Here is a 10269-nt window from a genome sequence, read left to right on the forward strand (position 1 = left end):
ACGTTTACGACCAGCGATGCTAGGGTCAAGCTGAAACATCTTTATCCTGTGTTTGAGGAGGAGGAATCGGGAGAATCTATTGCACCAAATTAGCTGAAACAGTCCAGTAGGGTGCGTTACACTTTGTTAACGCACCTTTTTATGATTATCTATAAGAACTTTCAGAATCACGAATGTTCTTCGGACCTGGCTACCGTGTGTATTTCGGGGAAGAGGGTGACAACATTGTGCTTTTGTTGTGTGGCGGCGACAAAAGCAGCCAAACACAGGATATTGAAGCGGCGAAAGCTTATGGGAAGGAGCATCTAAGTCATGGGTAAATACAGAACATTTGAACAAGTTGAAGAAGAATACTACTGCGAACATCCAGAAGAAATTGACAGTTTTTTAAATATTACCTTTGAGGAATATGCCAAGGACAATGATACGGGTGCTTTATTGTCCGCCTTGTCAATGAGATGCACCCAAGTCTGATGGCTTGCCGCTAATTACTTCCCGATTCGCCGGCTGATTACCTAGAAAATTCCCTGAAAACTCGCTCCTTTTCTAGAAGTGATGGCAAAATCTACCGAGCAGCTCTGTGAAAATCAGAAAAATTTCTATATTTTTGGGTCCGATTCTAGGTTTTCAATTAACCTTAAATTAAAAGCCTAGGGCTTAGATAGAAGCCATTCAAAGGATATTTATGAAAGCCAAAATTGCGATCGCTTGTCAGGGAGGCGGCAGTCAAACTGCTTTTACTGCCGGTGCCTTGAAAGCCTTATTTGACAATAAAGTGCAAGATTACTTTAATATTGTCAGTCTCAGTGGTACTTCTGGCGGTGCTATCTGTGCATTTTTCATCTGGTATGCTCTCGAAAAAGGTGATAGCGTCGTTTGGAAAAGAATGATTGATTTTTGGGAAGATAATAGCGCTCGAACTCCCCAAGAAAAGCTATTTAATGACTCAGCCATTAAAAGCCTAGAATTAGCCAGCAAAGGATTAATTCCCCAGTATAATCTCAGTCCTTCCTCTCCGATTACTAAAACCTTATTTTCCCTAGCTACCTACGGTTTACGCGGTCGCTTTACCAACTTTGATCAGTTACTAAGAGCGCATATTGATTTCTCGGAATTAGCCACTTGGGGAGCTAAACCAGAACCACCAATTTTATTAATGGGGGCCTGTAATGTCCTGACAGGAAAATTAAGTAAATTTAACTCGCGCGAGGAAGCAGTTAAAATTGAACATATCCTAGCTTCTGCCTGTGTTCCTAACATTTTTCCTGCCGTCACCATTGAAACTATGGCCTACTGGGATGGACTATTTTCCGATAATCCCCCCATCCGTTCTTTAATTCGCCGTGAATTTGTCGGAGTCGAAAATATTCCCGATGAAATTTGGGTAATTAAAATTAATCCCACCTCTAGAGATAAGATCCCCGTGCAATCCGATGATATTGCTGATCGCCGCAATGAATTAGAAGGGAATGTTTCCCTATTTCAAGGTCTCGATCAGATTGACTTTCTCAATCAATTATTTCTCAAAGGAGCCTTTAAAGAAGAATTCTTGCGCGAGATCGAATTAAAAGAACCATTTAAAATTCCTAAATCTTTCCCGGAAGATCCCGATCAAGATTACCATATTCCTATGATCGAAATGTCGGCGGAATTAGCCAATAGTCTCAACTACGAAAGTAAACTCGATCGCTCTCCTGCCAATATCCAGCGTCTGATTGCTGACGGGGAAAAACAGGGAAAACAGTTTCTAGAACATCGACTACAAGCTATGGGTTTAAGATAGGGTTTGCGGCAAAAAGTTTTCCCGGGTGGCGGTGATAAGTAGCTAGACACAATTAATTATACATATCTAACTACCTTTTGCCTCTTGCCTCTTGCCTTTCCTAACTAAGAAGTTAATTTTGTCCTATTACTTAATAATCACTGATTTTCATTGACTAATACCCGTCCGGATAGATCGTAAATCATAATATCCCATTGCCCATTTTTTGCCGCTTCAAAAGCCACTTTAGAACCATCGGCACTGATGATAGGATTGCGTACTTCTGCGAGGAGATCGGGAGCAATTTCCCTTCTCTGTTGAGTTTGTCGATCATACAGATAAATAGCCGTTTTTCCCTGACGACTAGCAGTAAAAACGATATAACGACCATCTTCACTAATGGAAGGACTAGAAGCGATCTGATCGAGAGAATTTAGTCCGGGTAAAGGCAATAAACGGCGATCAATGGCATCAAAAAGATAGATAGTTTGGGAACCATTGCGATCGGAAGCAAAAACTATATATCGAGAGGCAAGATAGGGAGTTAATTCACTAGCAGCACTGTTTAAACTTCTCCCCCCTCGATCGAAAGGAAAAGACAATAAACTGGGATAACTCGCACATCCAGTTAACAAACTAATTACAGCAACAAGACTAATAAAAAAATAACGTTTCACGGTTTGGGACTTTCAATGGGACTGCCATCGGGAAGATCTAACTCGATATTCGGACCGCGATCAAGAACCTCCACATCCCATTGTCCCCGACGAGCGGACTCAAAGACAAGATAACGACCATCGGGACTAAGACGGGGATTTCGCAACCAACCGCGATAATTTTGACTCAATAACTCAGAACGATCGGTAATGCGGTCATATAAAGCGATGACGGGACGACCTTCAATAATCACCACATAAGCCAGATAACGCCCCGTTTGGCTTAAACTGGGGCTATCGGTAATTTCTTGACCCGTATATAATCCCCCTAGGGCCTGGTATTGTTTTGTCTGCAAATCATAAAGCAGCATCTGATTACTACCGCGACGGTTAGACAGCAAAGCAATCCAACGACCATCACCACTCAGGGCAGGTTTTTCGTCATTATAGCGACTGTTTAGGGTTCCTGTAGATAAACCGGGGTTATTGAGATTACAACCGCCTATAACCCCTAAAAACAAGCAGATAAACAGTAAAAAGGGAGCTTTGGTCATCGGACCTACTCCTTAATAATCAAACCTAGTCGGATGATCATTACTCGACTCCCGTTCACTATTATCCGGTCTCTCCCAATCTTCTCGATCGCCGGCATCCCTAGGATCGACCGGTTGATAATCGACGTATTCCCCTTTAAATGGCGGATCGTCCTCAATTATTGGGCGAGGACGACGTTTTTGGCTAGTGCGGGGCGGTTTACTGCTCGTCTCTTCACTAGCGGGACGAGGACGGGGACGGGGACTGGTTTCTTCCCAATCATCACCGCTACGGCGCTGATCATAAACATCTCGATCGCTAGTGGGGGAACTATTGCGGGGACGACGATTACTGGTTTTGCGACTGCTAGTATCGGCCGGCCGACGGGTGCGGGTGCTGCGGGGTTCCTCGTCCTGATAACTAGAAGTGCGCGAAGAGCGGGGATCATCGTAACCGCGTAAACGGGGATTATCTTCGTAACGTTCCTCCGGTTCGTAGGTGTCGAGGGGTTCTAATTCGGCCCGATATTCCCGACTCACAGGACGTTCATCCACAAAAGACGTGCCGCGGCGGGCCTGTTCCGTGGTTAAACCCCGCAATTTTACCGTCTCGAAGGCAAAAAACACCGCTGCCCCAGTCAGCAAAAATTGTCCGAATTGCAAAATCGGATCCAGTCGCCACCCTTGAAAAAGTAGAATTAAACCGCACAGTAAACCAACGGCAGCAAAAAATATATCATGATCCCTGGAAAGTTCCGGCCGCACCGAGCGCAGGAAGTATAACCCGGCTCCGGCCACTGCCAGAAAAATTCCTAAGATACTGGCCGAATTCAGCCCAAAATTGACCATCTTTATCTCCCTTCTCGGTGCTTAAATTCAATAATCGAGTCTTTATCTATAGCCGTCAGCTTTCACAAGCAATCCGGCTGTTTTTAACTCAAGGAGTCGGCCTACTATAGCCTAACCCCAAAGTCTAGCACTATATCTATCATCCTCGATTCTAACTTACTCGATCGAGCCTAGTTTAGGGTTTGCGGCAAAAAGTTTTTCGTGGGGGTAGGGTGTGGGGTGTAGGGTGTCGGGTGTAGGGTTTTACCCGTTTTCAGAGGGTCAATTACCTAATTTTCGGGGAAAAAGTCCCTGAATTTTCCCCCCGACCACTCCAAGAAATGGCACTTTTTGATTTCAAAAAAGCCTAACAGTGATCAGTGAACAGTAAACAGTAATCAGTGAGGGAGCATCTCATTTATGCAAGTGAGTAATTATAAGTACCTGGACAAAAATAAACAGTGCTATGTAACGAAATGTTAAACACCCGAACCCCTTGCCCAGAAGTCATAGATACAGCAATTTACAAAACTTAACATAGTTAACTTTATTTATGTCCGACTACTTACTTGTCCCTAAAACTGGTTTCTAGCAAGGCTTTCAAACAGGATCGCTTGACATAAAACCTGATTTAGGGGTTACAAAGGTGAGATGCTCCCCAGAACTAATCAGTGAACTGAAAACTCACATCTGATAACTGATCACCGATAACTGATCACTGAAAAGGCTGATGGCTGAGATTTTAACAAAATCTTTAGGTTTTGCCTATTGACAGGATTGACTAAATGTGATGTAAGGGTTTCGAGCATTTTAACCTGATTTCTTGATGGCTTTTGAGCGATCGCTATCGTTGGGAAGTTAATCGCCGCAAGTCTGAAAGGAGGGATTTTCATTGATGCACATCATAGTTAATTTGTCAAGTGCGTAAGTCCTAATCTTAATAAGATCAGACAGAAATTTTTCTGTCATATCATAAAATTAACTTAACCTAGCCAAGAGGGAATTAGCATAGAATGTGAGTATAATTCAGGCTAAACATATAGTCTGTTTGTATTCATAGTCCATTCAATCCATAGAATAAGGTGTGAGGATTGACCCATGTCAAAACTATTCAAGAATTTAGTAAAGGTAACTCCTTTAGTATTAGGTGCTTCCGTGGCGGCTGCTGGCAGCGCAGTGGCTCAGACTATGCCGGGGACACCTCAACTTAAAATTGATCCGGCTGCGCAACAACAACTCGATCGCATTCAGCGCGCCCAAAATAGTCAGCAGATTAATACGGGTGTTTATCAGGGTTCCATGTCCCAGGTGACTAGCGTTAACCAACTGCGGGACGTATCTCCCACCGCTTGGGCCTACGAGGCATTAAGAAGTCTTGTAGAGCGTTATGGTTGTATCGTTGGTTTTCCCGACCGTACCTTCCGCGGTGATCGCGCCACCACTCGTTGGGAATTTGCCGCAGGTTTAAACGCTTGTTTAAACGTCATGGAACGTTTAATTCAAGATGGTGTCGCTGTACTCAGAGAAGATATCGATAAATTAAAACGTCTTGTCGCTGAATTTGAGACCGAACTAGCGGCTTTAGGTGCTAGAGTAGATAACCTGGAACAGCGCGTTGCTTTCTTGGAAAATAATCAATTTTCTACCACCACCAAACTCAGAGGTGAGGTAATCTTCAGTATCGCCGATAGCTGGGGTGGTCAAGCTTCCATTACCAATACCAACGGTACAGTTACTGATGGCAGCAATCAAGATGAAACTCAAACAGTATTTAATAATCGGGTACGACTCAACTTTGAAACCAGCTTCACCGGTAAAGATTTGTTGAGAACCCGTTTACAAGCAGGTAACTTTAACACCACTTTCAACCAGAACGGTCCGACAAGAACCAACATGACCCGTCTGGCATACGATGATGGCCGGGACAATGATGTCACCATCGATGACTTGTTCTACCGCGCTCCCATCGGCACTCCCTTCGGTAAAATCACCATTTGGGTTGGTGCTAACCAGTTAAACCTAGATGACGTTTTCATCACTGCTAACCCCTTCCTAGCTGATAGCGGTACAGGTGCTTTATCTCGCGGTCAACGCTACAATAACATCGTTTTCCGTGGTCCTTCGGGTGTTGGTGCTGGGGTCAGATTCAACATTGGCGATGTTTTCCAAGTTACGGGAACCTACCTAGCCGAGGGTGGGACTAATGGAGCCAGCAATCCTAACCCTGGTAGCGGTTTATTTAACGGTTCCTACAGTGCGGGTGCTCAGGTTGGTTTCTCCTTCATCAAATTTGCCGATATTAACTTCGTTTACGTTTACAGTTATCAAACTGCAGCCAGTATGAGTTCTGGTTTATTCGGTAACGTCAGCAGCCCTCTCACCGAGCGTCCCTTCGGTAACGTTGGTACTACTGCTAACCGTTTCGGTCTTCAGGCGAGCGCCCAAGTTATCCCAGGAGTCTTAAATCTAGCGGGCTGGGCTGGTTACGCCGATGCCTCGGCCACTGGTGTTAATAATGCGATCGGAGACAATAACACTGGTATCTGGTCTTGGAACCTTAATCTTTCCGTCCTCGATCTCTTTGCCGAAGGTGCGGCCCTTTCTTTAGGTGGTGGTCAAGTACCCCGTTCCGACAAAGAAGATTCCACTTCCTACATGGTAGAAGCTCAGTATAAGTTCCCCGTCACCAAAAATATTCTGATTACCCCCGGTGCTTATGCGATCTTCAATGCTAACAACCGTAATAACGACACCATTTTTGTTGGTGTTCTCCGGACGACTTTCCGTTTTTAAGCTGAGTTGACGGACTTGAAAAAACGGTGGGATTTGTAGATCTCACCGTTTTTTTACTTTTAACTTTTCACTGGATATAACCATTTATGAGAAGATGGGCGAAGCGTACCAAACGCCGCTATACTTACTTCGCCTATTTAGTTGCTTATCTATGCACTCTCTGTCTTTCCCCCGTCGCACTAAAATTGTCGCCACGATCGGCCCGGCCTCGCAAAATAAGGAAACATTACGTCAGATGATCAAGGCGGGGGCGACGACTTTTAGATTAAACTTTTCCCATGGCGATCACGATTACCATCGTCACAGCATTAACCTGATCCGTCAGTTAGCCTTTGAACTCAATCAACCCATTGGCATCCTTCAGGATCTACAGGGTCCAAAAATTCGCTTAGGTAAATTTGCCTGTGGGTCGATCACCCTGAAACCGGGGGAACCCTTTATCCTTACTTCTAGGGATGTGGAATGTAATCAGGAAATAAGTTCCATTAGCTATCCCTCTCTGGCCCAAGAAGTCCCGGAAGGTTCCAGAATTCTCCTCGATGATGGTAAAGTCGAAATGCGGGTGGAATCAGTGGATCGCCTGAAAGGAGACCTGTCCTGTCGCGTAGTGGTTGGGGGTGTCTTATCCAGTAATAAAGGGGTAAATTTTCCCAACGTCTATCTGTCGGTGAAAGCTTTAACCGATAAGGACAAAAAAGATTTAATGTTCGGACTGCTGTGGGATGTGGATTGGATTGCCCTTAGTTTTGTGCGTAATCCCCAAGATATCCTCGAAATTAAAGAATTAATCGCCAGTGCGGGTAAATCTATCCCCGTGATCGCTAAAATTGAAAAACACGAAGCGATCGAGGAAATGGAGGAAATTTTATCCCTCTGTGATGGTGTTATGGTGGCTAGGGGGGATTTAGGAGTAGAATTACCAGCCGAAGACGTGCCAATCCTGCAAAAACGCCTGATTAATACCGCTAATCAGCTAGGCATTCCGATTATCACCGCCACTCAAATGCTTGACAGTATGGCCAGTAATCCTCGTCCTACCCGGGCCGAGGTTTCGGACGTGGCTAATGCGATTTTAGATGGCACTGATGCGGTCATGCTTTCCAATGAAACGGCTGTGGGTCATTATCCCATCGAAGCAGTGGCAACTATGGCCCGCATTGCCGAAAGGATCGAACGGGAACAGATCAATAGTGCCGCTCGCTCTAACAATAAACAATCGATTCCTAACGCTATTTCCTCGGCAGTCAGTCAAATTGCCGAACAATTGGGGGCAGCGGCAATTATTACCCTGACAAAAACCGGCTCTACTGCCCGTAATGTCTCCAGATTTCGCCCCAAAACCCCCATTTTAGCCGTTACTCCCCATCGGGAAGTGGCACAGCAGTTACAGCTAGTTTGGGGCGTAAAACCGATGTTATTGCTCGATTTACCCTCCACCAGCCAAACTTTTCAAGTGGCGATGAATCTTGCCCAGGAAAATAACCTCCTAGCGGATGGTGACTTAGTGGTGATGACGGCGGGAACTCTGCAAGGGGTGGCCGGTTCCACGGATTTAATTAAGGTGGAAGTGGTAAAATCCCTTTTGGGCAAGGGTACGGGTATCGGCCAGGGTGTGGCTAGTGGCCGGGCGCGAGTGGCCCATAATGCCCGAGAAGTGGGTAGTTTTAGTAGTGGGGAGATTTTAGTCGTTCCCACCACCAGCGCCGAATATGTGGATATGATGCGGAAAGCTGGCGGAATTATCACCGAAGATACCGCCATGAACAATCACGCCGCTACTATCGGGTTAAAATTGGGTATTCCTGTTATTGTCGGGGTTAAAGATGCCACGAAAATTATCCGCGAAGGGGTGATCATTAGTCTCGATGCTCAACGGGGTTTAATTTATTCTGGTATTGGCAATGGCGCGGGAACTATGAAAAACTGAGTCGGTTATCAGGGGATAGGGGATAGGGGATAGGGATTAGGGAAATGGGGAAATTCAACTAATATCCCAAAACCCCAACACCCTAAAACGCCAAAACGCCAAAACCCCAACCCCCAACCCCCAACCCCCAACACCCCACACCCCACACCCCAAAACCCCAACACCTATTTTCACTTGTCTATGAGCGATTCTCACTCTGCTGCCGTCGATAATCCAGCCTATACTGTTGAACAAGCGATCGCTAATATCCAGCAAAGAGAAGACCTAGGAGCGCGTTATTATGCCGCTTGGTGGTTGGGTAGATTCCGCGTTCGTCAACCGGAGGCGATTTCGGCGTTAATTGCCGCTTTAGAGGACGAAAGCGATCGCACTCCCGATGGCGGTTATCCCCTGCGACGCAATGCCGCCAGCGCTTTAGGGAAATTAGATGATCTCAGTTGTGTTCCCGCTTTGATTGCCTGTCTCGACTGCGAAGATTATTATGTGCGCGAATCGGCTGCCCAGGCATTGGAAATGCTTCAGGATCGAAGCGCGATCGCACCTTTAAAGCAACTATTAGAGGGTGGCATCGAAGTGGCCGTTTTAGTGGCGGGAAAACCCCATTTAGTCCAACCCTACGAAGCGATTATCGAAGCCTTGGGAACCCTGCAAGCAACGGCAGCGATTCCCCTCATCGAACCGTTTTTACAGCATTTCGTCGAAAAAGTGCGTTATGCGGCTGCCCGCGCCCTCCATCAACTCACGGCTAACCCCCACTATGGCGATATTCTGATTAATGCCTTGCAAGGGGAAGAATTACAGCTGCGTCGTTCTGCTTTAATGGATTTAGGCGCTACGGGTTATCTGCCGGCAGCCCCTGCGATCGCTAATACTTTGGCGGAAAATAGTCTGAAACTGGTTGCTCTCAAGGAACTTTTAGAAAACCATCTAAAAACTAATTCTAGCAAGGAAAATCTCTCCGAAATTCTCACTTTAATGGATGGTTTATTATAATCAATAATTGGTTATTTTTTATCTAAATTCAAACGGATAAAATCCAGAGTTTTTATGCTAATTCAAACTGATTATGTCGGCTGGCTGAACGAAACAATCACTCTGTTAAAACAAAAAAACTTTGATAAAGTTGACTGGGAAAACTTGATCGAGGAGATAGAAAGTTTGGGCAGAAGTCAAAAACGTGAACTCCGCAACCGGTTAACCACCATCTTAGAACACTGCCTCAAACTCTGCTATACTGATTACGTTCAAGATTATCGAGGTTGGCAAGAAACTATTAGGCGCAGTCAACGGGAACTAGAAGAACTTTTGAGCGATTCTCCTAGTTTAAAAACCTACTGGGATCAAGTATTTTTAGATTGCTATGGCACGGCTTTAAAAAGCTTGCGAGATAACCCCGATTATCAATCCTTTAACTTTCCCGATGATTGTCCTTTTCCCCAAGAAATTAGTCAGATTTTACAGAAAAAAGTTTGGCGATAAAATTATCTTTAAAAGCTGAGACGATGTCCGCTCAGTTCATACTTCATATTTATGAGAAATGCTGTAAATAATTGGTTATTTTCTATGAAAATTAAAACTCATAAAATCCAGAGGTTTTATGATAACTCAAACTGATTATGTCGGCTGGCTAAACGAAACAATCACTCTGTTAAAACTCACCGTTCGCTTATTTTTTGAGGTCAGGTAACGAAAATATGGCTGAAAAGCTGACCCCGTAAAGGATTGAGCGAACGTTACTGACCCATTTTTATCCATCAGCAAAGAAGTCAG

The 10269-nt window shown here is 44.9% G+C and carries 9 protein-coding genes and 1 pseudogene; 7 read left to right on the forward strand and 3 right to left on the reverse strand.

Translation table 11 applies throughout. The features are described from left to right. Positions 1-170 precede the first annotated feature (170 nt). The 3 genes and pseudogenes from EWV84_RS00030 to EWV84_RS00040 form a co-directional block, all read left to right on the forward strand. Positions 171-320 (forward strand): annotated as a pseudogene (locus tag EWV84_RS00030) (type II toxin-antitoxin system RelE/ParE family toxin); the annotation flags it as partial. Continuing rightward, positions 313-474, forward strand: a complete 162-nt coding sequence (locus tag EWV84_RS00035) for a hypothetical protein (protein WP_287075560.1) — start codon at positions 313-315, stop codon at positions 472-474. The pseudogene EWV84_RS00030 and the gene EWV84_RS00035, both read left to right, overlap by 8 nt. 211 nt (positions 475-685) lie before the next feature. Next, complete coding sequence (locus EWV84_RS00040; protein WP_287075562.1) at positions 686-1783, forward strand: patatin-like phospholipase family protein; 1098 nt, start codon at positions 686-688, stop codon at positions 1781-1783. Between the two features lie 137 nt (positions 1784-1920). Here the strand turns inward: EWV84_RS00040 and EWV84_RS00045 are convergent, their stop codons facing one another. Genes EWV84_RS00045 through EWV84_RS00055 form a run of 3 tightly spaced genes read right to left on the reverse strand, consistent with a single transcriptional unit; the run spans position 1921 to position 3800 of the window. Further along, positions 1921-2439 carry a TolB family protein gene (locus EWV84_RS00045; RefSeq protein ID WP_287075563.1) on the reverse strand — a complete coding sequence of 173 codons (519 nt, stop codon included), beginning with the start codon at positions 2437-2439 and terminating at the stop codon, positions 1921-1923. Next, positions 2436-2972 carry a TolB family protein gene (locus EWV84_RS00050; protein WP_286826763.1) on the reverse strand — a complete coding sequence of 179 codons (537 nt, stop codon included), beginning with the start codon at positions 2970-2972 and terminating at the stop codon, positions 2436-2438. The genes EWV84_RS00045 and EWV84_RS00050 overlap by 4 nt, the downstream gene beginning before the upstream one ends. Before the next feature lie 12 nt (positions 2973-2984). Next, positions 2985-3800, reverse strand: a complete 816-nt coding sequence (locus EWV84_RS00055; RefSeq protein WP_286826764.1) for a Ycf66 family protein — start codon at positions 3798-3800, stop codon at positions 2985-2987. 1077 nt (positions 3801-4877) lie between these two features. Here EWV84_RS00055 and EWV84_RS00060 point away from each other — a divergent pair. The 4 genes from EWV84_RS00060 (at position 4878) to EWV84_RS00075 (ending at position 9978) form a co-directional block, all read left to right on the forward strand. After that, complete coding sequence (locus EWV84_RS00060; protein WP_287075565.1) at positions 4878-6572, forward strand: iron uptake porin; 1695 nt, start codon at positions 4878-4880, stop codon at positions 6570-6572. A 151-nt stretch (positions 6573-6723) separates the two neighbouring features. Next, positions 6724-8499, forward strand: coding sequence for a pyruvate kinase (gene pyk, locus EWV84_RS00065; protein WP_287075571.1), 1776 nt, complete (start codon positions 6724-6726; stop codon positions 8497-8499). A gap of 180 nt (positions 8500-8679) precedes the next feature. Next, complete coding sequence (cpcE, locus tag EWV84_RS00070) at positions 8680-9492, forward strand: C-phycocyanin alpha-cysteine-84 phycocyanobilin lyase subunit CpcE (protein ID WP_287075567.1); 813 nt, start codon at positions 8680-8682, stop codon at positions 9490-9492. Positions 9493-9546: 54 nt separating this feature from the next. Further along, entirely contained in the window at positions 9547-9978 is a 432-nt protein-coding gene (locus tag EWV84_RS00075; protein ID WP_287075569.1) for a DUF29 domain-containing protein, read from the forward strand. Positions 9979-10269 lie beyond the last annotated feature (291 nt).

Source organism: Microcystis sp. M_QC_C_20170808_M3Col (genome assembly GCF_007095505.1).
Taxonomy (GTDB): domain Bacteria; phylum Cyanobacteriota; class Cyanobacteriia; order Cyanobacteriales; family Microcystaceae; genus Microcystis.

What these genes read in the sequence shown, in the direction of transcription:
- EWV84_RS00035 (WP_287075560.1), top strand. Translation starts at nt 313, where the DNA reads ATGGGTAAATACAGAACATTTGAACAAGTTGAAGAAGAATACTACTGC.
- EWV84_RS00040 (WP_287075562.1), top strand. Translation starts at nt 686, where the DNA reads ATGAAAGCCAAAATTGCGATCGCTTGTCAGGGAGGCGGCAGTCAAACT.
- EWV84_RS00050 (WP_286826763.1), bottom strand. Translation starts at nt 2,972, where the DNA reads ATGACCAAAGCTCCCTTTTTACTGTTTATCTGCTTGTTTTTAGGGGTT.
- EWV84_RS00055 (WP_286826764.1), bottom strand. Translation starts at nt 3,800, where the DNA reads ATGGTCAATTTTGGGCTGAATTCGGCCAGTATCTTAGGAATTTTTCTG.
- EWV84_RS00060 (WP_287075565.1), top strand. Translation starts at nt 4,878, where the DNA reads ATGTCAAAACTATTCAAGAATTTAGTAAAGGTAACTCCTTTAGTATTA.
- pyk (WP_287075571.1), top strand. Translation starts at nt 6,724, where the DNA reads ATGCACTCTCTGTCTTTCCCCCGTCGCACTAAAATTGTCGCCACGATC.
- cpcE (WP_287075567.1), top strand. Translation starts at nt 8,680, where the DNA reads ATGAGCGATTCTCACTCTGCTGCCGTCGATAATCCAGCCTATACTGTT.
- EWV84_RS00075 (WP_287075569.1), top strand. Translation starts at nt 9,547, where the DNA reads ATGCTAATTCAAACTGATTATGTCGGCTGGCTGAACGAAACAATCACT.